The organism is Streptomyces cyaneochromogenes, assembly GCF_003963535.1.
GTDB lineage: Bacteria > Actinomycetota > Actinomycetes > Streptomycetales > Streptomycetaceae > Streptomyces > Streptomyces shaanxiensis.
In genome coordinates this window covers 9,074,715-9,100,089 of record NZ_CP034539.1, presented here as the reverse complement: position 1 = coordinate 9,100,089, position 25,375 = coordinate 9,074,715, and the positions used below count along the sequence as shown (strand labels likewise).

The following is a 25,375-nucleotide window of genomic DNA, read 5'->3' as shown; positions in this document are numbered from 1 at the left end:
CCAGGGTACGACGGTCCCGGCCGACGTGCATCCGGTCCCAGGCGGCGGACGCTCGCCACCTGCGACTCGCCCGGCTCATCACACAGGCCGGGTTTACGCTGTAAGCGTGGCGAGAAACCGCCGTCGGCACGACCGGCTGGTGACTCGGGTTGTATTGATCGCGTATGCAGCCGTGGTGCTCCTGGCAATGGCCGGCCCGACACACGAGTCGCCGTCCCTGCGCCTCGGCATCGCGTACGGCGACCGCCTCGTCCGGATGTCCGACCACGATCTCGGCGCCGCCCTCGACGACGCCGTCCGGGTGGGCGCGCGCTGGGTACGAACCGACTTGTCGTGGCAGGACATCCAGCCCGACGGGCCGGACCGGTACCGATGGGAGCTGTTCGACCGGGTCATCGCCGCGGCCGCGGAACGAGATCTCACCGTGCTGCCGATTCTCGGCTTCACGCCGGCGTGGGCACGGCCTGCGGGCTGCGCGGGCCAAGAGTGTCACCCGGCCGCCCCGAAAGCGTTCGCCGCGTTCGCTGCGGCCGCCGCGGCGCGATACGCACCGCGAGGCGTGCACACCTGGGAAGTCTGGAACGAGCCCAATCTCACCGGTTCCTGGAAGCCGATGCCCGACGCGACCACCTATACAGCGCTGCTGAGGGCGGCGAGTCAGGCATTGCGGCAGACGGACCCGTCGGCATACGTGGTCCTCGGCGGTCTGGCCGCGGCCAGCACGAGACATGGGGACGTCTCGCACACCGACTTCCTCGAGGCCGTGTCGGCGTACGGCGGCAACCGGTTCGTCGACGCCGTCGGCTACCACCCGTACACCTACCCCTACCTCGCGAGCGACGAGACGCAGTGGGGCACCCCCTGGGAGCAGATCGACCGTACGCGCGACAGCCTGCGGGGCGTGCTGTCCGCACATGGCACGCCCGATGTGCCCGTGTGGATCACCGAGTTCGGGGCGCCGACCGGCGGCCCGGGACATGCATCGGACGGAGGGCCGGAGACGATCGGGGAAAGGACGACACACGTGACCGAGGAACGGCAGGCCTCGATCGCGGCGGACGCGGTGCGCACTGCCAACGCGACACCGCACATAGACGCCCTGATGTGGTACGCCGAACGCGACCTGGCGACCGACACGTCCTCGAACGAGAACTTCTACGGCCTGCGCCGGGCCGACGGAAGTGCGAAGCCCGCCCTCGGCGCCCTGCGCGATGCCGTCGCCGGTCTCATGGACTGACCACCGTCCCGGTCTGCTGCCAATGACCGGAACAGCCGGAGGTACTGGTCTGTGAGCGCGGGCCAAGCGTAGCGCTCGACGGCGCGGCAGCGGCCGGCGCCGCCGAGGCGGTCGGCGAGTTCGCCGTCCCGCAACAGTCGGCGGCAGGCGGCGGCCAGGGCATCCGGATCGTCGTGCGGGAAGAGCAGACCGGTGACACCATCCGTGATGACGTGCGGAATGCCGCCCGCATCGGAGCCCACCACGGGCGTGCCACAGGCCATCGCCTCGACCAGGACCATGCCGAACGACTCCGCTGCCGTCCGGGACGGCAGCACCAGCACGGCAGCGTTCCGCATCGCGCTGAGGAGGATGTCCTCAGGGACCCGGCCGGTGAATTCCACGCGGTCGATGATGCCGAGCCGCTCAGCCAGTGCCCTGTGCTCGGCGAGGGCGTCCCCGCTACCCACCAGCCGCAGCCGTGCCTCGGGCAGGTCGCTCAGGGCCGCGAAGGCCCGGAGCAGCACGTCGATACCCTTCCAGGGCGAAGCCCGGTCCATTCGGCCCACATAGAGAACGGTGCGCGGCCGGGCCGAGGCCGGCGGCCCCGGGGTGAACCGTTCCACATCGACGCCCGGCGTGATCTGGACAGCGCCCGGGCGACCGTGGGCCAGCGAGACCGGAGAGCTGGCGACGAGCGCGTCGGCGCGACGGAACACCCGGGGCAGGACATGCCGCTCGTACGCGTGGACCAGCAGGTCGACGTCCTTGTGCCCTTGCAGCATCGATCCGGCGTGGTAGGTCATGACGGTCGGGCGTTTCCCGGATACGGCGACCGCCAGATCCCCCAACCCGGGGGCCGGGGCGTGGGCGTTGACGACGTCCACCCGCAAGCGATGCAGCCAGCGACGCAACTGCAGCGGCCACAGCGGACTCACCGGCGTGTTGAGATGGCGCGCCCACGTCCCGAGCCGGACGACCGGCACGCCGTGTTCGATGCCGACCGAGGTGCGCCACCCGGTCGTACTCGCGGTGATGACGGCGGCGCGCATGGCCGGGTCCTCGGCGACCGCCCGGGCGACCCGCGCGGCATAGTGCTCGACGCCGCCGCACCTGGGCGGGTAGTTGGGCGCGACGACGGCGACGGTGCACGCACGGCGGCTGCGGTCGGAGGCTCGGTCGAAGACATCGACGGTGCGGTCGGACTGGCGCTCCCAGGTCAGCTCCCGGGCCACGTACTCATGGCCCGCGCTGCCGAGGCGCTGAGCCAGAGCGTGATCGGCGAGCACCGATCCGAGCGCCTCGGCGAGGCGTTCTTCGCTCCCCGGCGCGACGAGCAGGCCATTGCCGTCATGGGTCACCAGTGAGGGGATTCCGCCCACGTGCGTCGTGACCACCGGGCGACCGCAGGCCATCGCCTCGACGAGTACGCAGGGGAAACTGTCGAAGTGGGTGGGAAGGGCAAGCACCCGCGCATCGCGATATGCCGCGGCCAGGTCCTCACCCTCCAACCGCCCTTGAAAGGTCACGTGAGGCGCGATCCCGAGCCGCTGCGCGAGTGCCTCGTGGTCAACGGCCGCCGACCCCGTTCCGACCACGTCGAGGTGCACATCGGGGAATGCCGGTGTCAGCGACGCCAGCGCCCTCAGCAGATCGGGGAGCCCTTTGTGGGCAGCGGCCCGCTCCAGCGACCCGACGAACACGATGCGCGGCGCGTCCGGCACCGGGCTCGCCGGGAAGCTTTCCGGATCCACGCCCGGCGAGATCGTCGTGGATCGCCCCCCGAAAAGTGCGGGCAGTTCGGCGGCAACGCAGTCCGAAGAACACACGATCTCCTGCGCGCGGGCCGCGGTCCTGGCCAGCATCGTCCGCTCATAGGTCGCACACACCAGGTCAGGCGCCACGCGCCCCTTGCGCATCCGACCCGTGTGGTAGGTCAGCACGAACGGCAGAGCGCCGCAGGCCCGCGCGGCGGCGTCGGCGAACAGCGGTACCGGCGCGTGTGCATTGACCAAGTCGGCCCTCTCCCCCTCGATGATGCTGTGCAGGCGGCGGCTCCAGTGCGGGCCGACCGGTGTGTGGGAGATCCGTGCGGGAGCCGGAAGGCGATACACCGGAATGCCGTCAGGACCGTCGTACCGCCCGGGCTGCGTCCCTCGGGACGCCGTCGTGGCGATCACGACCCGGTGGCCGTGCCGGGACCGCAGGAGTCGCGCCAGATTCCAGACGTACCTCTCCAGGCCTCCGAGGTCCGGCGGAAAGTACGGCGAGGCGAGCAGGACGGTGCGTGGTGTCATGACGGCCCTCCTTCGGCACAGAACACCGAGCGACCGGCAGGTTGATGACGATGACTCTCATGGAGCTTCTCCTTGACCGGGGTGGGTCGAAGAGCCCAGCCAGTTGTCGGGCCGCCAGCCACGACAACGACCCGAACGGCCAGAGCCGAGAGGATGGCAGGCGCCGGACGGGGCGGCCAAGATGTTCATGGCTCCGTCAGACCGAGGAGGGCGCGGTTGGGAAGATACTCGACATCCGGCCGATGGGCGACGTGATCGAGCACGCGCTCCAGCCGATGCCAGTCGTGCCGCGCGTCAATCTCCCAACTGTGACCCCAGATGTGGAACACGCCGCCCTGTTCGAGGCAGAGTTCGAACCACCTGAGGGCGAGTTCGTCCCACTGGAGGGCCAGCTTGAGCGCCCTCCGCGGTCGCAGGCGGGCGAGACGCAGGGCGATCGGTCCGTCGACGCGATGGGCGTAGGTGTGGACGGTCGTCCCCATCTCCAAAGGTGCGCCGGGGAAGAGCGAGTTGCGCCGGACCGTGCGCGCGCGCGTGAAGCCGATCTTGCGGGCGAACTCGATATGGGCGGCCGCGTACTCGCCCCGCGGATAGCAGAAACTGGTGACCTGCACGCCCACGATCGCCTCGAGTTCCTCCTTGCCGGCGCGCATCTCGGCACCGGCCGCCCTGTCCGACAGCCGCGGCAGCCGCTGGTGGGTCAAGGTGTGTCCGCCGATCTCGAACCGCTCGCCCAGTTCACGGATCGCTGCCGGGGAGAGGCGGTCAGCGGGTGCCAATTCGACGTTCCGCGGAGCGATGTAGAAGGTACCGGCGACGCCGTGCTTCGCCAGCAGCCCGGCAAGCCGAGAGTCGAGCCGGTGGCCGTCGTCCCAACTCGTCGTGACCACGACGCGTGCATGCCTACTGGGTGGTGCGGTCCTTCGTGTATCGGCCATGGCGTCTTCTCCGGAGCCGAGTCAGGCTCCGGCTCCCGGTCGGAGGTTCGGCTCGGACAGGGCCATCGGTGGGCCGCGCACAGTTGGGTGATATTTACGTTGTATACGTACATGGTCTACCTCTGGGCCTCGGGTGGTCAAGTGGCCGCAGCCTGCTTGTAGTGGTGCTCGAGAGCGTCGAGAAACTCCTCGAGCCGGTACCGTTCCGCGCGCGACACCGACGCCGCTCCCATCCGCTCCAGCACCACACGCCTGCCGAGCAGGCTGTCGAGGGCGGCGGCCAGCTCACCGGCCGAACCGGCCGAAACCAGGGCTCCGTTGTCGCCGCCGACCAGTTCCGGCAGGCCTCCGACCCGCGAAGCGACCAGCGGACGGCCCACCTGGAGTGCCTCCAGGGCCACGGTCGGGAAGTTCTCGGGCCAGATCGACGGCAATGCGACGACGGAGGCCGTTCCCAGGCACTCGATGACGTCGGACTCTGCCAGCCAGCCCCGGAAGATGACGCGCTGCGCGGCGACGAGGTCGGCGGCGGACGCTTCGAGCCGCGTCCGGTCCGGACCGTCGCCCACTACGGTGAGCCGTACGCCGGGGCGCACGGGGAGCAGTTCCCGGAGCGCGTCGAGCAGCACTCCGACGCCCTTGACCCGCTCCAGACGTCCTGCGAACACGACATGGTCCGCCTCCGAGAGGGGCTGGGCGGACTTGTGCTCGATCCCGTTCGGGACCACGAAGAGAGGGACGGACCCGACGTCGCGCCGGATGGCGTCGGCAAAGTACCGGCTGGGCGTGAGGATCCGGGTGACCCGCCGTAGCCACGGCAGGTATGCCGGCCGCTGCATGAACCGGTAGTAGGCATAGCGTGCGACGTCTGTGGCCGACAGGCGGTGGGCGGCCGCTGCACTGTCGAGCTTCCACCGCAGCAGTGAGCGTGTCCATTCCTCCGGCCCATGCACCGTCAACACTTGGGGGTACCCTGCCGTCGCGGCAAGGACGGCGGGGCCGAACTCGCCGATGGTGTGCAGGTGGACACAGTCCGGCTGAAACGTCTGCAGGGCCTGGCCGACCTGCCGATAGGCGCGCTGGTACCAGAAGTGGCGGGCGATCCTCTGAGCGGCGTTCCCGGAGATGGCGGGAACGAGTTCGTCCGCGAACGTCTGCCGACCCGCCGACATGCGATCGGTCGCGATGACGTGGACCTGATGCCCTCGGCGTTCGAGGCCGTCCTTGATCAGACGCACGCTCTTCTCGGCACCACCGACCTCGCTACCCACGCTGATGATCTGCAGGATTCTCACAGCCGTACCTCCCAATTCCCGGGCGGGTGATGCCGTTGCGCGGTGGTATGCCGGCGCTTCGACCACGTGAGCGCCATCGCGGCGAAGGACCCGGACGCGAGATTGCCGAGCCCCCAGGCGACCGCCGCCCAGATCAGACCGTTGTCGAGATTCAGCAGCGCGATGCTGAGCATCACGCCCACGGCGACGACCTCCGAGGCGATCGTCGCCGTGAGCTGGCAGGTCACCTTGAGGAGAAAGTTCGTCCACGTGTAGAAGGCGGTGGCGAGCGAAGACAGGACGAACACGATGAGGGTGCTCGTGCCGTTCCTGGCGTACTCGTCGCCGAAGAGCCGGAGAATCGGCCCCGCGAAAAGGACGACGAAGGCGGCGGTCGGTGCGATGACGGCGAGCATGATGCCCGCGGAGCGGCGCGCCAGCGACCGCAGATGTGCTCCCTCCTGCGAGCCTTCGGCGAAGAGCGCCTCACCGATGGCATAGGCAGCCGAGTTCAGGAGGTTCGCGATCTGGAAGGCGATGAAGAAGGTGGCCGCCGGGACGGGGCCGAGCCGTTCCAGCACCACGAGAGGCAGCACGATCTGTCGCACGAGGTTGAGCGTGGTGGCGGCGTAGTTCGTCAGCGAATAGGCGAGCGTGTCCCGCAGTACGCCCCATGAGAAGAAGGGCCGTAGGTGGATGCGCAGGCTCCTGCGGATCATCGTGACACTTGCCGTCGCGGCCACGGCCGAAGCGATGCCGCTGGCGAGGAAGATACCGAACGGCCCGGCGGCAAGGAGCGCGAAAGGCAGGGCCACCTTCACGGCGCTCATGAGCACACCGTTGATGAGGAGGTTGATGCGCGTCGCACGGAGGGCGATGAAGACCGAGTCGGTCAGCAGATTGACAGCCGCAGCACCCGCCAGGAGCACGAACGCCGCCAACCGCCACGGAGAGTCATGGATGAAGCTCAGTTGGGGAGCTGTCCACGGGATCAGGATGACAAAGACTCCTGAGATCACGAGGGTGCAGGCGGACACCGAGGACACCGCCGTACTGGTCTCCTCACCGGGGCGATCGCTGGTGGGCAGGGTGCGCACCAGCGTGGTGCTGAGACCGAAGAGGCTGAAGTACGACAGCAGGGCGACGCAGGAGAGCAGCGCCGACGCACGACCGACGTCGGCCGCCGGGTACAGACGGGCGACCAGTATCCAGAAGAGGAAGCCCGCTGCGGCGCCCAGGATCATCGTCAGCATGAGATAGAAGGAGCTGAGCACAAGCGGGTCGCGACGCATCCCGGCGATCCTCACCGGTGTGGCCGGGCGCGATGTCGAGCGTGCGAACGTCATGGCACCTCACCGCCCCCGGGGCCCCTGGCGCGGACCCCGAGGAGGCGGAGCACCGGGGCCGGCGCTCCGCCGGGATCCGCCGCGAAGGTACCCGCGCGGCTGGTGGACGGACCGTCCCGTCGATGTCCTCATCGGTAGATCTCTGCTCCGCCGTTGCTGTACACCTTGTTCTTCACCGCGTCCAAGAACGCGCGCGGGTAGCGATACGTGATGTCGTCGCCGCGGTGCACGATGCCTGCCTCGCCATTGCGCACAGTCATGGCGTCGAGGAACACATAGGACTGCTTCTCGACGAGCGCCGGGTAGAAGTCGTTCACCGCCCGGCTCTGAATCAGCGGCTTCAACCGGCTGAAGGCGTAGCTGTTGGCCAGGACCTGGTCCGACTGGACGTTCGCGTGCTCTCTCTTCGAGATCCGGCCTTCCAGCCACTCGACCGCCGTGCGCTCCTCCGGGTGGACGTAATAAAGGTCGTAGTCCTGGCCGGCGTTGTTCAGGTGCAATTGCGGCGGGTAGCCACCGAACAGCTTCGGAATGACACCGGTGAGGTCGAGGAACAGGGCCAGCGCCAAGGTGCACGCGATGGGCGCCGCGCCCCGCCGGGCCCACCCGAACACCCACAACGACCCGGCGGCGACGAACGGTGCGAAAACGATCAGGCCTTGCTGGAAGGCGCGCAGCATGCCGTAGTCGACCGAGAGCTGCGGTAGAACGGTCAGCAGCCCGATGACGGAGATCATCCCGATGGTCAGCGTCACCTGATCACGTGTCGGCCGGAACTCCCTGTGCCGCCACATGACGGTCACGATGACGCCGATGAACAGGAACACCTGCATCATCCGCGCGGCAGCGTCACGCAGGAAACCGTTCGCCGCCGTCACATCGAGTCCCAGCTCCTGGAGCTCCTCTCCGGCCGAGGTGAGCGGCATGTCCTGTTGCGGCACGACCGGCGTGGGGTACCTCTCGACGACACTCAGTGGTGGATAGACACCAGCCGCCCGATCCTCGGCCGTCTGGCGCAGGCTGTCGGCTCGGAAGGCGTCCAACTGCTGCGCCGGGCTCAGTCCCGGGTCCCCGAAGAGGCTGTATGCCGTGTCGGAGGACCTGCTCGACATCTCGCCCCTCGTCAGGTCCCGTGCCGTTGTCGCGACCGTGCGCTGTAGCGGGCCGGACGTCTGGGTCGCCGGCCCCACCCAGACGACCGTCGCGGCGGCGATCGCAGCCACCATCCACCAGGTCACGAGACCCCGTTTCGGGGCGTCGGGCGCGTTCCGGCGACGCAGGCGCGAGACCAGCCGCCAGCCGAGGTCCAGGACGAGCGCGAGTCCCAGGACGACCACGACGACGTACGTGGTCGAGTAGTGCGAGAGCACGATGCCGACGGCCAGCACCGTGACCGTGACACGCCGGACCCGCAGGGGGCGGCCGGTGTCGGTCACCACGACCATGACACACCCCAGGAGGAGGAAGGCGACCTCCTGGCGGGCCAGGAACGTCATGTCGGTGAAGAAGGTCGGCATCGCCATGAAATACACGGCCGACAACAGTGCGACGAGCTGCGGAGCGACATTTCGCACCGAGCGGTAGACGAGTACCGGCGTCAGCGCGAAGAGCAAAGGCAGCAGAACCTTGAAGACATAGGTGCCGGAAATCGCTGTGAGCTCGGCCAGCGACGTCGGCAGGAGCGTGATGCTCAGGCACGCGTTGTACGGGTCGGGGAAGGCGGCCATGTCCCAGCGGTCGGCGTCCTCCGTCACCTGGAAGACCCAGAACTCTGTCTGGGTGTCATGTCCGATGACGTACCAACCGCGCAGCGACGTGAGGAGCAGCAGTCCCCCTGCGGCACAGAACAGAGCGAGTTCGACGACGTATGCCGAGTAGCGGTTGCGCCGCCATATCGACAACATCAGGAGCGCCGCGACGCTGATCAACGCGGCGCCGCTCACCGCCGAACCCAGCCCGTTGTTGAGCCGGATCGGCCCCGCGACCGAGAGCACGAGCGTGACCGTGCCCAGGACCGGCACGGCCACGAGACCGGGCACGGAGCGCAGGCGCGCGGTGCGCCACCACGCGGAGTCGACCATGCGCTCGGACGGCGGTTCCGTCACGACGGCGATGACGAGGACGGACAGCGCCGAGGCGATCGTCAGTGAGGCGCGGTCAAGTGGACGCGCCACTCCGACCAGCGGCAGCACGGTGTTCACGGCCAACGCGACGACGATGTCGCCGATGACCGTGAGGCCGACGGCGAGCAGTACGCCGCCGTCGCGGGTCGACACCACCCGGGACGCGACGCTGTACCACAGCACGATCGGCGCGCCGAGGAGGAGCCAGAGACCCGCAAGGGTGAGCAGGGAGGTGGGTGCCCCGGGCACGAACTCGACGAGGGCGGCGAGCGCGGTTCCACCGAGGACTGTGCGGCGGGCTGCCGCACGCCTCGTCGCGGTGGCGACCGGCTTCACGGGAGCACCTCCGCGTAGATGTCCTCGACCCGGCGTACTACCGCGTCCCAGGAATAGCCGGTCGCCGCTGAGGCACTTTGCCGGCTGAGCCGCAGACGCAGTGCGGGGTCGTCGGCGACCGCGCTGATCGCGGCCGCGAGCGCAACCGGGTCGGGGTCGGCCAGCAATCCGACGCCATCGAGCAGTTCGGTGTTGCCCGGTACGGCCGTCGCCACGATCGGAAGGGCCGCTGCCATCGCTTCGAGGGCGGCCAGTGACATGCCCTCCTTGTCCGACGGCAACACGAACATGTCGACGTCGGCGTACGAGCGGACGAGGTCCGGGCCGAGACGCCGCCCGGCAAAGGTGACATTGGTCAGGCCCAGCCGGGCTACCCGCGCCTCGAGCAGCTCCCGCTGCTCTCCGTCGCCGACGATGCGCAGTTCCACGGGCTGCCGCACCAGGCTCATCGCGTCCAGCAGCCTGCCGATATTCTTCTGCACGCTGAGCCGGCCGACGAAGAGCAGTCGCAACGGGCGATGCGTGATCTCCCGGGCCGCCATGAAGTAGGCGCGGTCCACCCCGTTGGGCACGATGAAGACACGCTCGGCGCGGACGCCGTATGCGTCCCGCACGAACGAGGACTGGGCCTCGGTCAGGACGATGACCGCGGCGGCGGCGCGCAGCACGCGGCCGAGGGCGTGCCTCTTGTAAAGGGGCAGCAGTCTGCCGAGTCGGCCGGACGCATCGACGTCGAGGTGGAAGTGGAACACGAAGGGTTGCCGCCGGGCTCGTGCCACCAGCGCGACCAACTCGGGCAGCCCTGCTTGCGCGGCGTGCAGGTGCAGGATCGATGTCCGCGGTTCCCGCAGCAGCGACACGAGCAGCCCGGGTGCGAGCGGGGTGTGCGCAAACTCGACAGCACGGTGGCGCCGGACGGTCACGCCGGCTGTGCGAAGGAACCGTGGGACCGTTCTCGCCCCGATCGTCGTCGTGACGACCCGGACGTCGTGACGCCGGCCGAGCCCGGCAGCGAGGCTCTCGGCCACACGCTCGACACCGCCCAGCTGCGGTGGGTAGTACGGCGTGATCTGCAGAATCCTGGTCATGTCGGACCACCGGTTCCGTGTCGAGTTCCACCAGGCCGTGCGGGTGTCCCTCGGTCCGTCATGGCGTGCTCCCCCGCGTCGGCGACACGTCGGCTCCCAGGCGGAAGTGCAGTGATTCGTCACGGCCGAGCAACGTGACGTGGACGACCACGGACCCCTCTTGCAGCGGCAGCCTGGCCACGGTCTCCGTGAGGGCGTCGGGGCGGCGTGCGAATGTGGTGGTGGTCGATGCCGTGGTACGGCCGTCGGAGGCCTCGAGCCATACCCGCAGCCGGTGCTTTCCCTCTGCGGCTCCATGGTCGACTACCGAGATCGGGATGATCGCGGTGTTCCGCGCGATGGTAGGCGAATGTGTGAAGTACAGCTCGGTGTACTGGCTCGGCACCGGGGAGAACGACTGGCGCAACTCCTTGCGTATCGCCGGGGTGGACGCGGCCACCACGACGACCACCACGACCGCGACCAGCAGTGCGAAGACGGGGCGGAAGGCGGCCGGAGCGCGCCGGCGATGTCGCCGGGGCGGCGGCCCGGCGACAGGGACGGGTGCCGGGCGTGGCCAGTCGCCCGTCCTCGGCTGACCGAGCAGGGGGCTCATGCGGCCCCCAGCCTCCGAGTGCTCGGCACGGGGGCGCCTTCGGCGAGGTCGTCAACCGTCGACATGCGGCGTGGGACCGTCTGGCGGAAGCGGTGCGCCAACAACTGCCAGAGGTTGGCCATGCCGTCGTGGAACGCGTGCAGTTTCACCTCGCCGCCACGCTCGCGGTACTCGATCGGTACCTCGAGGCAACGGCAGCCCGCGAGCGTCGCGGCATTCTTGATCTCCTGCGAGAAGGCCATACCGGTCGAGCGGACATCGAGGCGCTGCCAGACGTAGTGGCGGAAGACCCACATGCCCGACTGCGAGTCGTGCAGTCCGTTGTGGAACAGGGTTCGGCTCACCACACTGAGCACGTGGTTGCCGACCGAGTGCATCGGCTGCATCGCATCACGGTTGCCGCGGGTGAGTCGATTCGTCGTCAGGAACTCGACGTTCGCGGCAACCAGTATTCGCAGCAGCACCGGTAGTGCGTCGAACGGGTATGTGCGGTCCGCGTCCCCGGTGGCTATCACGTCCCCGTTCGCCGCCTCGAACCCCGCGTGGTAGGCGTTTCCGTAGCCTCTCTCAGGTTGCAGGACCACACGAGCGCCCAGGGAGCGGGCGACCTCACCAGTGCCATCGGTCGACGCGTTGTCGACGATGACCACCTCGGTGTCCCAGCCGTCCTCCGCGAGTTCGGCCACCGGAATCGTCGCAATGACAGAGGGGAGGTTGGATGCCTCGTTGAACGCAGGCATGACAATCGACAGGCTGCTCATGACAGGTAACTCCGCTGCGGTTCTCGTTGCGGACCCCGTCGGTGTGCCCTAAGTGAGATTCACCGTAAGGATCCGTCATACGCTGACATGATATGTTTACGGCGTATATGCCCCATATTGCGCGCTCCGGTATCTGCCGTCAAGAGGCGAAGGGAACGGCCGGCGAAGTGACCTGCGTAAGCCGCGCGGGAACTCCATACGTGCCGCGACACCCCTCTGACCCGCTCCCGTGCGCTTCCGTCGAATGCGGGTGCCATCACCCCTCAGGCCGTAGGGTCGAGCCGTAAGGAGAGGCGAATGAAGAATGACCCGGAAGCAGGCCCGGCTCGGCGTGCGAGTGACCACGGACGGCACGGCAGGCTGAGCCGGGAGCGGGTGCTGGCCGCCGCCCTGGAGCTGGTCGATCGCGAAGGTCTCTCCGCCCTGAGCATGCGTCGCCTGGGATCCGAACTCGGCGTCGAGGCCATGGCCCTGTACCGCTACGCGTCCAGCAAGGACGCGCTCCTGGACGGGCTGGTCGAGGCCCTCTACCTGGAACTGGAGGACCGTCTCGCCACGGCGTCTCCCGGGAGCGCGGCACCGGCCGAGGGTCTCGGTGCCGCGGGTCCCGAGTGGCGGGCCGAGCTGCACCGCATCGCCCTGATCACTTATGACGTCTGCTTCGCCCACCGTCAGGTCGTGCCGCTGATCGCCACGCGCATGATGGCGGTTCCGCTGGCCAGGAGGCCGCCGGCGGTTCTCAGGGACCATGAGCGGGTGCTCGCTCTGCTGCGGGGCGCCGGGCTCGACGAGGAGCGTTCCGCCGCCGTCTTCCAGGCCTTCACCGCGTGGGTCCTCGGATACGTGTCGGTGGAACTGCGGGCCATGGTCGACAACCCCGACGAGCCGGAGCCCGCGTTCCGCCTCGGCCTGCACCGCATGCCGCCCCAGGAGCTGCCCACGCTCCGGGCGATCGCCCCGGCCCTCGCCGTGCGGGGCGGGCCGGAGGGCCTCGCCCTCGGCGTCGACGCGGTGGTCGACCGTTTCGTCGGCGCGTCCTGAGGAAGCACGTGCGCTCGGTGGGGAGGCGTTCAGCGCGCGAACGGGCCTTGCAGCGCCGCCCATTGCAGCAGCATGATCGTCTTCGCGTCGGCGATCTCACCGGTGCGGATCATCTCCAGGGCCCGGCGAAAGGGCAGTTCGAGGATCTCGATGTCCTCGCCCTCCTCGTCGAGGCCGCCGCCCTCGTGGGTGCGGGTCGAGGCGCCGTACGCGGCGGCGTAGAAGCTGACGCGTTCGGTGACCGAGCCCGGGCTCATGTAGACGTCGAAGACGTGCTGGACCTCGCCGATGGTGTGCCCGGTCTCCTCCACCACTTCGCGCCGCACCGCGATCTCCGGGTGCTCGTCATCGTCGTCGAGCAGCCCGCCCGGCGTCTCGACGAGCATGCCGTCTGGGTGCCCGTTGACATACACCGGGAAGCGGAACTGGCGGGTGAGCAGGACGGTTTCGCGTTCGGCGTCGTACAGCAGCATGGTGGCCCCGTTGCCGCGGTCGTGCGTCTCGCGCTGCTGGGTGCTCCAGGTGCCGTCGGCGTGCTGGAAGTCGAAGGTGGTGGCACGTTCGACGTACCAGTGACTGGAGAGCAGCCGCACGTCCCGCACCTTGACGCGGGGATTGCCGGTCAGGTCCCGGCCGGCCCGGTCGAGTCCGGTGCGGCCGCGGCGGTCGGGGGTGTCGATGCCGGCGGTCATCGGGCACCGGCCGGGTGGATGAGCGAGTTGGTCATGGCCCGCTTCTACCATTTCGGGGCGGTCGGCGAGAGCCCGGTGCGCGATGAGGCTGGTTCTGCAGGAGTTCCTGACGGCCGACGGTGTGTCCCAGGGCCAGGGTCCCCGGACGAGGTGGACGCCTTCCTGTTCGGCCGCCGCACCTACCGGAACTTCGCGCGGGACTGGACCACGGGGTCCTCTGCGACGACGTCCCCGCCCAGGTGGCCGAGCTGAAGCGGCCTCCGACGCGGCTTCCGGACTGCGAGACCTACCGGACCCACGGGTCGCCGTCGCCTGGACCCGGCGGCCGCATCACCCCGACCACCGGCAGCCGATCGCACCCTGAAGGTGACACGCGGCGACCATCCGGACGACAGCCCGCGTGCCGTGGCCCGGGTGATGGTCCGCTGGGGTGTGGCCTCGGAAATACCGAACGGCTCAGGCGAAGGAGACGACGGCATGTTCGGACAGTCGAAGGCGTTCAGCAGCTTCTCGGTCGACGACATCGGCAGGGCCCGTGAGTTCTACGGCGAGACCCTCGGCCTCTCGGTGGAGGAGACCGGGGAGGGCGACATGAGGATGCTCACGATCAAGCTGGGCACCGGCGCAAGCGTCTTTGTCTACCCCAAGGACAACCACACCCCCGCGAGCTTCACGATCCTCAACTTCCCCGTGGACGACGTCGAGGCGGCCGTCGACGGGCTGGCGCAGCGGGGCGTGACCATGGAGCGCTACCCGGGGTTCGATGCCGACGACAAGGGCATCGTCCGGGGCCCCGAGGGGCCGGCGGCGATCGCCTGGTTCACGGACCCGGCGGGCAACGTTCTGTCGGTGCTCCAGGAGAACTGACCCGGGCCCGCCGGTCGGCGAGCTGTGGCCCCACCAGTCGGGGCGGCTGCATACTGGCCGCATGGGCGCCCCTACCGGCCGGGAATCCGAGCCGCCCGGAGAAGTCCGCGAGTTCGTCCGCGCCGCGCCGCACCTGGACGGCATGGTGGTCTCCGCGGTCGGCTACCGATCCGCGGGTGTGCGACCCGCCCTCCACCGAGGGCTGCCCTCCCCGTACCTCACGCTCATCTTCTCGCTCGACGGTCCCGTGGTCAGTGGCCACACCCCCGAGCAGGTGCACTCGGCCGACGCCGCGCGGACGGACATCGTGGTGGGCGGGCTGCGTCAGCGTCCGGCGTACGTGCTGCAGCCGGAGCACGAGGCGGGCATCCAGCTGTCCGTGCATCCGCTGGCGGCCCGCAGGCTGCTCGGCATGCCCGCGGGGGAGCTCTCCGACGAACTCGTCGCCTCGGGTGCGGACGTCCTGGGCCGGGACGCGTGGGAGATCCACGAGCGGTTGTGCGCGCAGGGAACATGGAGCGAGCGTTTCGCCCTGGTGACCGGCTATCTCCAGCGGCGCGCGGCAGCGGCCGGGCGCACCACCGAGGTACGGCCCGAGGTCCGCGAGGCATGGGCCTGGCTGGCCCGGCACCGGGGCGCGGGCACGCTGGACGGACTGGCCGCCCATGTGGCGCTGAGCCCGCGCCGGCTGACCACCCTGTTCCGGGCCGAGACCGGCATCGGCCCCAAACAGGCCGCCCGGCTGATCCGCTTCCAGCACGCACGCTCCGCCGTCGTCCGGGCCGTCACCGCGGGCCACGCACCGGACCTGGCACGGGTCGCCGCCGACTGCGGCTACTACGACCACTCCCACCTGGTGCGGGACTTCAGGCAGTACACCGACCTGAGCCCCACCGGCTGGCTGGCCGAAGAGTGCCGGAATATCCAAGCCGGCGGCCACCGCAACGGCGAAGAGTAAGAGCCATGAACGCCACTGCGAACACCACACGGACCACGCGGAACCGGCGCGCCCCCAGCGTCTGGCCGACGCTCCAGGCCCACGACGCCCCCGCGCTGATCGACTTCCTCGTCGGCACCGTCGGCTTCCGGCGCACCGCCGTGTACCAGGACGGCGACCTCGTCGCGCACGCCCAGCTCGACTGGCCCGAGGGCGGCGGGATCATGCTCGGCTCGCACAAACCGGGCAGCGCGTCATGGTCCCTGCAGCCGGGCACCTTCGGGGCGTACGTCGTCACCGAACACGTCGACGATCTCCACCGGCGTCTCAAGGACGCCGACGTGAAGATCATTCGCGAGATCGAGGACCAGCCCTACGGCAGCCGCGACTTCGCCATCGCCGACCCGGAGGGCAACAAGTGGTCCTTCGGCACCTACCCGGGCGAGCCCCGCCAGGCCGACTGAGACCGTTTCACGCGGGCGTCCAGGACAGGCCGTCCGCGGTGACGGCGAGTGAGCCGGGGGCGCTCGGCGCCGGGGCGTCGAGGGGACCGCCGTAGAGGGCCTGTTCCTGGAGGTCGTTGCCGGTGCGGAAGGTCTCGCCGACGACGCGGGCCGACAGCAGCGGGTTGACGCGGTCGTCCGCGGCCGCCAACCGGCCCACCGCACCGTCCAGTTCGGCCGCCGCGGCGCGCCAGTGGTCGCCGAGTTGTTCCGGGCCCACGACGGACCTGTCGCCGGACACCAGTCCACCGGCGAGTTCGGCGAACGCGGCGGCCTCGCCGAGGTCGACCTCGGTGACCTTCTTCGCCGCCCAGAAGTACGACTCCTCCGCCTGCTCCATGTCGTAGAAGGCAATCAGGAACTCGTAGAACACCGCGTATTCGCGCCGGTAGCGGGCCTCGAACTCGGCGAAGCCGCGCGACTCCGGCACGCTGCCGTCCAGGGCGGCGTTGACCGCGCGGGCTGCGAGCAGGGCACCGTAGGTCGCCAGGTGCACGCCCGAGGACAGCACCGGGTCCACGAAGCACGCCGCGTCGCCGACGAGCGCCATGCCCGGGGTCCAGAAGGACTTCTTCCAGTACGAGTAGTCCTTGCGCACCCGGACGCGGTCGTACGGCGGATCGGTGGCCACCGGCACGCCCCTCAGCAGCCGGTCGACGTCCGGGCAGGCCCGGATCATGTCCTGCCAGGCGGCGCGCGGATCACGCTGCACGGCGGGGATGTGCTCGGGCGAGATCACCGCGCCGACGCTGGTCAGGTCGGGACGCAGCGGGATGTACCAGATCCAGCCCGCGTCGAAGGCGGCGCAGAAGATGTTGCCGCTGTTCGGCTCGGGGAGCCGTTGCCCGCCCTCGTAGTAGCCGAACACGGCGAGGTTGCGGAAGAAGTCGGAGTACACGCGCGTGCCGCCGACCTGGCCGTGGATCCGGCTGGTGTTGCCGGAGGCGTCGATGACGTGCGGGGCGTACGCCGTCCGTAGGGTCCGGTCGGGGTCGGTGTACTCGACGCCGCGCACCCGCTCGCCGTCGGCGAGGACGCGGCGCACCGGGCTGCCCTCGCGTATCTCGACGCCCGCCCTGCCGGCGTTGCGCAGCAGGATCTCGTCGAACCGGGAGCGTTCCACCTGGAAGGCGGTGGCGGTGGGTTCGGGCAGGCGGGGCGTCATGGAGAAGGAGAACTGCCACGGCTCGGGGTCGCGGCCCCAGCGCAGGGTTCCGCCGCGTTTGAGCGTGAACCCGGCCTTGGCGACCTCGTCGGCGACGCCGAGGATCTGGCAGACGCCGTGCACGGTGGCGGGCAGCAGCGACTCGCCGATCTGGTACCGGGGGAAGGTTTCCCGCTCCAGCAGCAGCACCCGGTGCCCGCGCATGGCCACGACGGTCGCGGCGGTCGAGCCGGCCGGCCCGCCGCCCACGACGATCAGGTCGTAGTCCGGGTTCATCCAGGGTCTCCTGTTCTTGTGGGGGTGCTACGCGGTCAGCCAGGCGCGGATCGCCGCGGCGGTGGTGTCGGCGTCGTGGTGGACGAGGGAGTAGTGGTCGCCGGGGATGTCGGCGGTGTCGTGCGGCAGCGGCCAGTGGGGGTCCCAGTCCCCGTCGGGGTCGGTCCGCCGCATGTGCGCGGTCGGGCGGCCGCGCAGCAGCAGCGTGCGGACCGGTGACGGTTCGGGCCGCCATTGCTCCAGCACGCGCGCGTAGCCGCCTCCCGCCATCAGCAGCGAGTCGTCGAACCGGTCGATGAGGTCCTCCGGCAGGGCCGCGCCGGCGGCCATCAGGGCGAGCCCCCGCGCGTCGTCGCGGCGCAGGACGCCGACGTGGGAGTCCAGCAGGACCACTCCGGCCGGTGGCTGTTCCTCCCGCGCGAGATGCCGGGCCACGGCGTGCGCGACCGCTCCGCCGGCGCAGTAGCCGACGAGGACCGGCGGCCGGCCGGCGGACAGGTCGCGTACCGTGTCGGCGTGCGCCCTTACCAGCGTGGCCACGCTGTCCGGGATCCCCCGGTGGGCACCGAGACCGGGATGCTCCAGCAGGAACAGGTCGCGTTCGCCGTCGAACTGCTTCGCCAGGCCGATCGGGACGCGCTGGGTCGGCGTCAGGTAGTCCGGAAGGTAGACCAGCGCGGCGCCGTCGCCGTGGGCGAGCCGGACCGGCGGGGCGGTGTACCGGGTTCGGTCGGCCGCGGAGAAGGTCGGGAGTGCGTACGACGCGAAGTGGCGCAGCGCCATGGCCTCCAGCGGCCCCTGCTCGCGCAGCACGCGATGGTAGACGGTGCCGAACCGGGCGTTGTTCGCCATGCCGCCGTCGGCCGTGGTCCGTGACTCGGCTTCGGTCCCGGTCTGTGGCAGGCCGCCGACGTCGCGGAGGGCGGCGTGGACGTGCGCGGCCAGGGCGGGCAGCGTGGGGTGCTCGAGGACGATCGTCGGCGCCAGCCGGACCCGTGTGAACGCGCTGAGCCGGTTGCGGACTTGGACGGCCGTCAGTGAGTCAAAGCCGAGCTCGGTGAACTCGCGGTCGACGGGGAACGAAGCCGCGTCCGGAAAGCCCAGTACGGCCGCCAGCTCGGCACGGATCAGCTCGGCGAGCTCGGTTTCGCGACGGTCGGAGGGAACGGCCGCCAGCCGGTCGCGCCAGCCGCCCGGCGTCTGCTGGACGGCCGCAGCGGCGGTGACCGGCTGTGCGGTCCGAGCCGGACGGCCGGGCAGCAGGTCCGCGAGAACCGGCGGCGTGGCCTGGTCTCTCGCGGTCGTCGGGTCCAGGGGGACCGGCACGAGCACCGGCTCGGGTGTGCGCAGCGTGGCGTCGAGCAGGTCGATGCCCTCGGACTCGGCGACCGCCCGGACGCCGCCCTCGCCGAGCCGTTGCGGGGCGACCCGGCCTGCCATGCCTTCGTCGCCCTCGGTCACCCACGGGCCCCAGGCCAGTGCCTGCGCGGGCAACCCGCGCGCGGCCCGGTGCAGGGCGAGCGCGTCGAGGAACGCGTTCGCCGCCGCGTAGTTGGCCTGCCCGGGCCGGCCCAGCACACCGGCCGCCGAGGAGTAGAGCACGAACGCGGACAGGTCGAGGCCGCTGGTCGCCTCGTGCAGATGCCAGGCGGCGTCCGCCTTCGGCGCCAGCACGCCCGCCACCCGCTCGGGTGTCATGCCGTCCACCACGCCGTCGTCCACCACTCCGGCGAGGTGGAACACCGCGGTCAGCGCCGGTCGGCAGGACTCGACGAGGGCATCGACGGCCGCCCCGTCGCTCACGTCGCACGCCACCACCCGCACGTCCGCCGGCAACTCGGTCGTCCACGCCGGGACACGGCCGCTGCGACCGGCCAGCAGCAGGTGCCGCACCCCGCGTTCGGCGACGAGGTACCGAGCGAGGCTCGCGGCCAGCGCGCCGGTGCCGCCGGTGATCAGCACCGTCCCTTCGGGGTCCAGGTCGGGCGGCGCGGCGGACGGTGGATCCGCGGCGGTCAGTCTCGGCACCAGAATGCCGCCGTCGTGCAGGGCGACCTGCGGCTCGCCGGTACGCAGCGCCGCGTCCAGGACCGCCGGCGAAGCGGTCCCGCCGCGGCGGTCGACCAGCACGATCCGGCCGGGGTGCTCGGACTGGGCGCTGCGCACGAGGCCGGCGACCGCGGCCTCGGCCAGGTCGGGATCGTCCCCGGTGGCGTTGTGGGTGAGCACGAGGAGACGGCCCGGCCGCGCCTGCGACGTCCACTCGCGCACCCGCTCCAGCACGGCCGTGACCAGTCCCCGTACGCGACCGGGAAGGTCGGTGCCTTCGGGCTGGGCGGTGGACAGCTGTGCGACGTCGAGCAGTTCGTGATCCGGGTCGGTGTCGCCGACGGAGGGGCCGGTGGCAGAGGTCGTCGGCGTGGCAGGGGAGGCAGGAGCAACGGCCTTCCAGGCCATCCTGTACGGGCGGGCGGCGCCGGCCGCGTCCTGCACCGGGATCGGCCGTGTCACCACCGACTCGACGGTGGCCAGCGCACGGCCCGCCGGGTCGGTGAGCGTGACGCGGAGCTCGTCCGGGCCGAGCCGTTGCAGGTGGGCCCGTGCGGCGGTGGCTCCGGTCGCGTACACGGTCACGCCGGTGCAGGCGAGCGGGGCCCGCGGCTCGTCCGGTTGCCGGGCCAGGAGCGCGGCGTGCAGCGCCGCGTCGAGCAGGGCGGGATGAAGGCTGTACGACCCGGCGGTCGCCGCTTCCCGGGGCGGGAGCGTCAGCTCGGCGAAGAGGTCCGTGTCCCGGCGCCACAGTGCCGTCACCGCACGGAACGCCGGGCCGTAGTCATGGCCGTACGCGGCGAGCCGTGGATAGTCGACGGGAATCTCCTCGGCGCCCTCGGGCGGCCACGCCCCGTACGCGGGGACGGGCGGTGGACCGGCCGGGGCGAGCGTCGCGGTGGCGTGCCGGGTCCAGGGCCCGGTGGTGGTGTCTGCCGTGCGGGCCCAGACGGTGACCGGGCGGTGCCCTTGCCCGTCCGTCGCGCCGGCGACCACCTGAACCCGCACCGGATCCGCCGGAGGCAGCAACAGCGGCTCCAGGAAGGCCAGTTCGGCCAGCCGGACGGCATCGGACGGTCCGGCCGCGCGGCCGGCCAGCTCTGCGAACAGCGTCGCGGGTGCCAGGACCCGATCCCCGATCACATGGTCGGCGAGCCAGGGCAGGCGGGCGTGGGACAGCACTGCGGTGTGCCGGATCCCGGGCCCGTCGGCATCCGGCTGCGGCTCCCCCATCAGCGGATGACCGGCGGGGACCCGGTGCCGGACGGCGTCCAGCCAGTAGCGCTGCCGCTGGAAGGGATACGTGGGCAGCGGGCGGTATGCGCGGGCACCGCTGTCCGCGTACACCGCCCGCCAGTCCACCGGCACTCCGTGCACGTGCAGGGCGGCCAGGGCCGCCAGCGCTCCGCCTGGGTCCGGGCACGAGGTGAACACCGCGCCCGCGTCCGGTGGTACGCACTCCTCGGCCGACACGCTGAGCGCGGGCGAAGGTCCGGCCTCGACGAACGCCGTCACGCCCGCGTCCGCCAGCAGGCCCACCGCGTCGGCGAACCGCACGGTTTCTCGTGCCTGCCGTACCCAGTGGTCGGCGGTGGTGAGTGCGTCCGTCTCGGGACGGCCGGTCAGCGTGGACACCACGGGCACGGCCGGGCGTCGGTAGTCCACCGATTCGGCGACCGCGCGGAACTCGTCCAGCATCGGGGCGAGCAGCGGCGAGTGGAAGGCGTGGCTGACCCGCAGCCGGGTGGCCGGGCGGCCGATCCGGGCGGCCAGCGCGGTCACCGCGTCCTCGTCGCCGGAGAGCACCACGGACTCGGGCCCGTTGACCGCCGCCACCGCGACCCGGCCGGGCACCTCGGCCTTGTCGAGCAGGCGCGTCACCTCGGTGAGCGATGCGCGCACCGCGATCATCGCTCCGCCGCCGGGCAGGGCCGCCATGAGACGGCCCCGCGCGGCCACCAGCCGTACCGCGTCGGCACGGGAGAACACGCCCGCGACATGGGCGGCGGCCAGCTCACCCACCGAGTGGCCGACCAGGAAGTCCGGTCGTACGCCCCATGCGGAGAGCAGCGTGTGCAGAGCGACCTCGAAGGCGAACAACGCGGGCTGCGCGTAGTCGGTGCGCTCCAGCAGGGCGCCGTCGGGGGCGTCGATCACCTCCCGCAGGGGCCGGTCGAGCCACGGGGTGAACGCCTCGCACAGCTCGGTGAAGGCCGCGTCGAACACGGGAAAGGCCGCCGCCAGTTCACGGCCCATGCCGGGCCGCTGCGCGCCCTGGCCCGCACAGAGCAGCGCCACCCGCGGACGGGCACGCGCGGTGCTCCGGTGAAGCGCGGGGCCGAACGCCGGGCTGTCGGCACCGTCCGCCAGGTCGCGCAGTCCGGCGATCAGGCCTTCTGCGCCGGTGGCCAGGACGGCCGCGCGGCGGGGCAGCGGCGTCCTGGTGGTCGCCAGGGAGTACGCGATGTCCAGCGCGGTCTCGTCGGTCGCGTCGGCCAGCGCGGCCGCCAGCCTCCCGGCGTGGGCGCGCAGGCCGGCCTCGTCGCTGCCGCTGACGAGCCAGGGGACGACCGGCCAGGGGCGCGCGGGCTGGGCCGAGCCTCGCCCGACGCCGACGCCGGCACCCTCACGGGCTCCCTCACCCGCACCGAAGCCGACGCCGCCCTCGACACCGTTGTCGATGTCCGAGACCCCGCTGTCGATGTCCGACGGCTCCTCGATGATCACGTGCGCGTTGGTGCCGCCGATACCGAACGAGGAGATCGCCGCCCGGCGCGGCCTCTCGCGCCGCGGCCAGGAGCGCGCCCGGTCGAGCAGGCGCACGGCCCCGGTGGACCAGTCCACGTGCGGCGACGGCTGGTCCGCGTACAGCGATGCGGGCAGTTCGCCGTGCCGCATCGCCTCGATCATCTTGATCACGCCCGCAACGCCCGCCGCGGCCTGGGTGTGCCCGAGGTTCGACTTGACCGAGCCCAGCCACACCGGGTCGGCGGCTTCGCGGTCCTGGCCGTAGGTGGCCAGCAGGGCGCCCGCCTCGATCGGGTCGCCGAGCGCGGTCCCCGTGCCGTGTCCCTCGACCACGTCGACGTCGGCCGGGCGCAGTCCGGCGTCGGCCAGCGCCAGGTGGATCAGCTCCCGCTGAGCCTCGCCGTTGGGAGCGGTCAGCCCGTTCGACGCGCCGTCGGAGTTCACCGCCGAGCCGCGCAGCACGGCCAGCACGGGGTGGCCGTTGCGCCGGGCGTCCGACAGCTTCTCCAGCAGGACGAGGCCCACCCCCTCCGCCCACGCCGTACCGTCCGCGCCCGCCGCGAACGAGCGGCACCGGCCGTCCGGTGACAGCGCCCGCTGGCGGCTGAACGCGACGAACGGCTGCGGGCTCGACAGCACCGTCACCCCGCCGGCCAGCGCGAGCGTGCACTGACCCGCCCGCAGCGCCGCGGCGGCCAGGTCCATCGCGACCAGGGAGGACGAACAGGCCGTGTCCACGGTCATGGTGGGGCCGCGCAGGCCCAGGACGTAGGAGATCCGGCCGGACGCCACGCTGCCCGCCGAGCCGACGCCGATGTGCGACTCCAGCTCGTGCGGCGACACCCCGCTGCCGTATCCGGCGTGCATCAGGCCGACGAACACACCGGTGCTGCTGCCGCGCAGCGACGGCGCCGGAACGCCCGCGCGCTCCAGCGTCTCCCAGGCGACCTCCAGCAGCAGCCGCTGCTGGGGATCCGTGGCCAGGGCCTCCCGGGGCGAGATGCCGAAGAACAGGGGGTCGAAGTCCGCCGCGTCGTGGAGGAAGCCGCCACGACGGGTGTACGTGGTGCCGATCCGGTCGGGGTCGGGATCGTGCAGGGCGTCGACGTCCCAGCCTCGGTCGCCGGGGAACTCGCCGGTGGCGTCCACGCCGTCGGCGACCAGTCGCCACAGTTCCTCGGGCGAGCTCACGCCGCCCGGGTAGCGGCAGCCGACGGCCACGATCGCCACCGGTTCGGCCACCGGGCCACGGCGTGGGAGTGCCGTCGTGGGTGCGCTGCCGTGCAACCGGGTGTCGAGGTGGGCGGCGACCGCGGCCGGGGTCGGGTGGTCCCAGACCAGCGTCGCGGGCAGCCGCAGTCCGGTGCGCAGGCTGAGCCTGTGCCACAGGGACATCGCGTCCATCGAGGTCAGGCCGAGATCGGCGAACGCCGTGCCGGGATCGGCGGCCGTCCCACGGATCCCCGCGGTCTCCGCGCACACGAGGTCGACCAGCGTGGCCCGCCGCTCGCCGGGCGTACGGCCGGACAGCCGCGCGAGCTCCGGCTCGGCCGGGCGTTCGGCGAGCGTCTCGCGCAGGACCGCTCGCCGTGGCTTGCCCCCGGCGGTACGCGGCACGGCCGGTGTGAACAGGACCTCCTCGGGCACCTTGTGCGCGGACAGCACGGCGGCGCAGGCCCGCAGCACAGCGGCCGGTTCGACCGTCGGTTCCGCCGGGACGACGAACGCCACCGGCACCTCGCCGAGCAGTGGGTGGGCACGTGCCACCACAGCCGCGTCCAGCACCCCGGGCAGGCCGCGCAGGACCTGCTCGACCTCGGCCGGGTCGACGTTCTCGCCGCCGCGCACGATCCGGTCGTTCACCCGGCCCGTGACCGTCAGACACCCGTGCTCGACGAGCCGGCCCAGATCGCCGGTGCGGTACCAGCCGTCGCGCAGCGCCGCGGCGGTCTCCTCGGGCCGGTTGTGGTAGCCCAGCATGACGCCGGGCCCGCGCACCCAGATCTCCCCCTCCGCGCCGGACGCGTCCCGGCCGCTGTCGGGATCGACCAGCCGGACCTCCATGCCGGGGACGAGCGGTCCGCTGCTGCCGCGCACCCTCGGCCCGCGCACCGACTCCATGGCGATCTTGCCGCAGGTCTCGGTACTGCCGTAGCCGTCGAGGAGCGGGGCGCCGAACCGCATCTCCACCTCGTCCCGCAGGCCCGGTTCGCTGGGCGCACCCGCGCTGACGCACAGCCTCAGCGACGGCACCGCGCCCAGCCCGGCGTCCAGCAACTGGCGGTAGGTGAGCGGCACGCCGCCCAGCACGGTCGGCCCGAACTCGCCGATCAGCCGCACCAGTTCGGCCGGATCCGCGACCGCGGTGATCCGCGCACCCGCCCCGGCCACGGTCGTGCCCAGTACGCACAGCGAGTGGGCGTAGGTGTGCGCGAGTGGCAGCGGCCACAGCAGCCGGTCCGCCTCCGACAGCCCCAGCCGCGGCACGTAGCAGGCGACCGACGACCACAGCGCGGACCGCTGGCTCGCCACGGCGGCCCTGGATGTCCCTGAGGTGCCGGAGGTGTAGAGCAGCCATGCGGGCTCGTCCAGCCCGAGGTCGTCACGAGGGGGCACCGCCGCATGCCCTGCGGCGAGTTCCTCGAAGCGGGTGACGTCGTCCGGTGCGGTGCCCTCACCGGTCACCACCAGGCGAATTGCCCGCCCGGCGGTCAATCGGGCGACCCTCGACAACTGCCGCCGGTCGGTGACCAGCACGGCCGGATCGCAGTCGGCCAAAAGCGCCGCGAGCTCCGCGTCGGTGCCGCGCGGACTCAGCGGCACGCCGACTGCGGCGGCCCGGACCGTGGCGAGCAGGCCTTCGACCAGTTCCACGCTGTTGTCCAGGCAGAACGCCACGCGCTCACCGCGCCCGACACCGAGTCCGACCGCCAACCCGGCGGTCCGGCGCTCCAGTTCGGCCCAGCTCACCGCGCGCCGGTCATCGGCGAACGCGACCTTCTCACCCTGCCGTAACGCGTTCCCGGCCAGCAACTCCGGCACAGCCCGGAGCCCGCCCGCTTCCCCAGCCCCCATCGAGCCTCCTGCCCGTCGAGCGTCCGCCCCGTGTCAGTCCGATCTACG

At 71.3% G+C, this 25,375-nt stretch carries 16 protein-coding genes; 5 read left to right on the top strand and 11 right to left on the bottom strand.

What is annotated here, in order from left to right:
- Positions 1-187: 187 nt before the first annotated feature.
- A complete protein-coding gene (locus EJ357_RS41075; protein ID WP_175647708.1) occupies positions 188-1,237 on the top strand; it encodes a cellulase family glycosylhydrolase in 1,050 nt (349 codons plus the stop codon).
- Here EJ357_RS41075 and EJ357_RS41070 read toward each other — a convergent pair.
- From EJ357_RS41070 to EJ357_RS41035, 8 genes are all read right to left on the bottom strand, one after another.
- On the bottom strand, positions 1,156-3,513 hold the full coding sequence (locus EJ357_RS41070; RefSeq protein WP_126396942.1) for a glycosyltransferase family 4 protein: 2,358 nt from the start codon (positions 3,511-3,513) through the stop codon (positions 1,156-1,158). The genes EJ357_RS41075 and EJ357_RS41070 overlap by 82 nt on opposite strands.
- A gap of 185 nt (positions 3,514-3,698) precedes the next feature.
- Positions 3,699-4,403: a polysaccharide deacetylase family protein gene (locus tag EJ357_RS41065; RefSeq protein WP_175647707.1), complete on the bottom strand. Its 705-nt coding sequence runs from the start codon at positions 4,401-4,403 to the stop codon at positions 3,699-3,701.
- Positions 4,404-4,588: 185 nt separating this feature from the next.
- A complete protein-coding gene (locus EJ357_RS41060; protein ID WP_175647706.1) occupies positions 4,589-5,746 on the bottom strand; it encodes a glycosyltransferase family 4 protein in 1,158 nt (385 codons plus the stop codon).
- Entirely contained in the window at positions 5,743-7,017 is a 1,275-nt protein-coding gene (locus EJ357_RS41055; RefSeq protein WP_175647705.1) for a lipopolysaccharide biosynthesis protein, read from the bottom strand. The genes EJ357_RS41060 and EJ357_RS41055 overlap by 4 nt, the downstream gene beginning before the upstream one ends.
- Positions 7,018-7,199: 182 nt before the next feature.
- Positions 7,200-9,530: a DUF2206 domain-containing protein gene (locus tag EJ357_RS41050; protein ID WP_126396934.1), complete on the bottom strand. Its 2,331-nt coding sequence runs from the start codon at positions 9,528-9,530 to the stop codon at positions 7,200-7,202.
- Positions 9,527-10,618, bottom strand: a complete 1,092-nt coding sequence (locus tag EJ357_RS41045) for a glycosyltransferase family 4 protein (RefSeq protein ID WP_175647704.1) — start codon at positions 10,616-10,618, stop codon at positions 9,527-9,529. The genes EJ357_RS41050 and EJ357_RS41045 overlap by 4 nt, the downstream gene beginning before the upstream one ends.
- A 58-nt stretch (positions 10,619-10,676) precedes the next feature.
- On the bottom strand, positions 10,677-11,213 hold the full coding sequence (locus tag EJ357_RS48655) for a hypothetical protein (RefSeq protein ID WP_175647703.1): 537 nt from the start codon (positions 11,211-11,213) through the stop codon (positions 10,677-10,679).
- Positions 11,210-11,974 carry a glycosyltransferase family 2 protein gene (locus tag EJ357_RS41035; protein WP_126396928.1) on the bottom strand — a complete coding sequence of 255 codons (765 nt, stop codon included), beginning with the start codon at positions 11,972-11,974 and terminating at the stop codon, positions 11,210-11,212. Before EJ357_RS41035 ends, EJ357_RS48655 begins: the two co-directional genes overlap by 4 nt.
- A 297-nt stretch (positions 11,975-12,271) precedes the next feature.
- Here EJ357_RS41035 and EJ357_RS41030 point away from each other — a divergent pair, with 297 nt between their 5' ends.
- Positions 12,272-13,015, top strand: a complete 744-nt coding sequence (locus EJ357_RS41030; protein WP_126396926.1) for a TetR/AcrR family transcriptional regulator — start codon at positions 12,272-12,274, stop codon at positions 13,013-13,015.
- Positions 13,016-13,044: 29 nt separating this feature from the next.
- Here the strand turns inward: EJ357_RS41030 and EJ357_RS41025 are convergent, their stop codons facing one another.
- Complete coding sequence (locus EJ357_RS41025) at positions 13,045-13,707, bottom strand: NUDIX domain-containing protein (RefSeq protein WP_126396924.1); 663 nt, start codon at positions 13,705-13,707, stop codon at positions 13,045-13,047.
- Between the two features lie 477 nt (positions 13,708-14,184).
- On the opposite strand from EJ357_RS41025, the gene EJ357_RS41015 reads away from it, so the two are divergent.
- The 3 genes from EJ357_RS41015 to EJ357_RS41005 all read left to right on the top strand — a co-directional run bounded on the left by EJ357_RS41015 (position 14,185) and on the right by EJ357_RS41005 (position 15,975).
- On the top strand, positions 14,185-14,574 hold the full coding sequence (locus tag EJ357_RS41015; RefSeq protein ID WP_126396922.1) for a VOC family protein: 390 nt from the start codon (positions 14,185-14,187) through the stop codon (positions 14,572-14,574).
- A 61-nt stretch (positions 14,575-14,635) separates the two neighbouring features.
- Complete coding sequence (locus tag EJ357_RS41010) at positions 14,636-15,532, top strand: helix-turn-helix transcriptional regulator (RefSeq protein ID WP_126396920.1); 897 nt, start codon at positions 14,636-14,638, stop codon at positions 15,530-15,532.
- Between the two features lie 5 nt (positions 15,533-15,537).
- A complete protein-coding gene (locus tag EJ357_RS41005) occupies positions 15,538-15,975 on the top strand; it encodes a VOC family protein (protein ID WP_126396919.1) in 438 nt (145 codons plus the stop codon).
- 7 nt (positions 15,976-15,982) lie between these two features.
- On the opposite strand, the gene EJ357_RS41000 is transcribed toward EJ357_RS41005, so the two are convergent.
- Both EJ357_RS41000 and EJ357_RS50620 read right to left on the bottom strand, forming a co-directional pair.
- On the bottom strand, positions 15,983-17,455 hold the full coding sequence (locus EJ357_RS41000; protein WP_126396917.1) for a tryptophan 7-halogenase: 1,473 nt from the start codon (positions 17,453-17,455) through the stop codon (positions 15,983-15,985).
- Between the two features lie 27 nt (positions 17,456-17,482).
- Positions 17,483-25,327: a type I polyketide synthase gene (locus EJ357_RS50620; protein ID WP_126396915.1), complete on the bottom strand. Its 7,845-nt coding sequence runs from the start codon at positions 25,325-25,327 to the stop codon at positions 17,483-17,485.
- Positions 25,328-25,375 lie beyond the last annotated feature (48 nt).

What these genes read in the sequence shown, in the direction of transcription:
- EJ357_RS41075 (WP_175647708.1), top strand. Translation starts at nt 188, where the DNA reads ATGGCCGGCCCGACACACGAGTCGCCGTCCCTGCGCCTCGGCATCGCG.
- EJ357_RS41030 (WP_126396926.1), top strand. Translation starts at nt 12,272, where the DNA reads ATGAAGAATGACCCGGAAGCAGGCCCGGCTCGGCGTGCGAGTGACCAC.
- EJ357_RS41025 (WP_126396924.1), bottom strand. Translation starts at nt 13,707, where the DNA reads ATGACCGCCGGCATCGACACCCCCGACCGCCGCGGCCGCACCGGACTC.
- EJ357_RS41005 (WP_126396919.1), top strand. Translation starts at nt 15,538, where the DNA reads ATGAACGCCACTGCGAACACCACACGGACCACGCGGAACCGGCGCGCC.
- EJ357_RS50620 (WP_126396915.1), bottom strand. Translation starts at nt 25,327, where the DNA reads ATGGGGGCTGGGGAAGCGGGCGGGCTCCGGGCTGTGCCGGAGTTGCTG.
- EJ357_RS41000 (WP_126396917.1), bottom strand. Translation starts at nt 17,455, where the DNA reads ATGAACCCGGACTACGACCTGATCGTCGTGGGCGGCGGGCCGGCCGGC.
- EJ357_RS41055 (WP_175647705.1), bottom strand. Translation starts at nt 7,017, where the DNA reads ATGCGTCGCGACCCGCTTGTGCTCAGCTCCTTCTATCTCATGCTGACG.
- EJ357_RS41070 (WP_126396942.1), bottom strand. Translation starts at nt 3,513, where the DNA reads ATGACACCACGCACCGTCCTGCTCGCCTCGCCGTACTTTCCGCCGGAC.
- EJ357_RS41035 (WP_126396928.1), bottom strand. Translation starts at nt 11,974, where the DNA reads ATGAGCAGCCTGTCGATTGTCATGCCTGCGTTCAACGAGGCATCCAAC.
- EJ357_RS41010 (WP_126396920.1), top strand. Translation starts at nt 14,636, where the DNA reads ATGGGCGCCCCTACCGGCCGGGAATCCGAGCCGCCCGGAGAAGTCCGC.
- EJ357_RS41015 (WP_126396922.1), top strand. Translation starts at nt 14,185, where the DNA reads ATGTTCGGACAGTCGAAGGCGTTCAGCAGCTTCTCGGTCGACGACATC.
- EJ357_RS48655 (WP_175647703.1), bottom strand. Translation starts at nt 11,213, where the DNA reads ATGAGCCCCCTGCTCGGTCAGCCGAGGACGGGCGACTGGCCACGCCCG.
- EJ357_RS41045 (WP_175647704.1), bottom strand. Translation starts at nt 10,618, where the DNA reads ATGACCAGGATTCTGCAGATCACGCCGTACTACCCACCGCAGCTGGGC.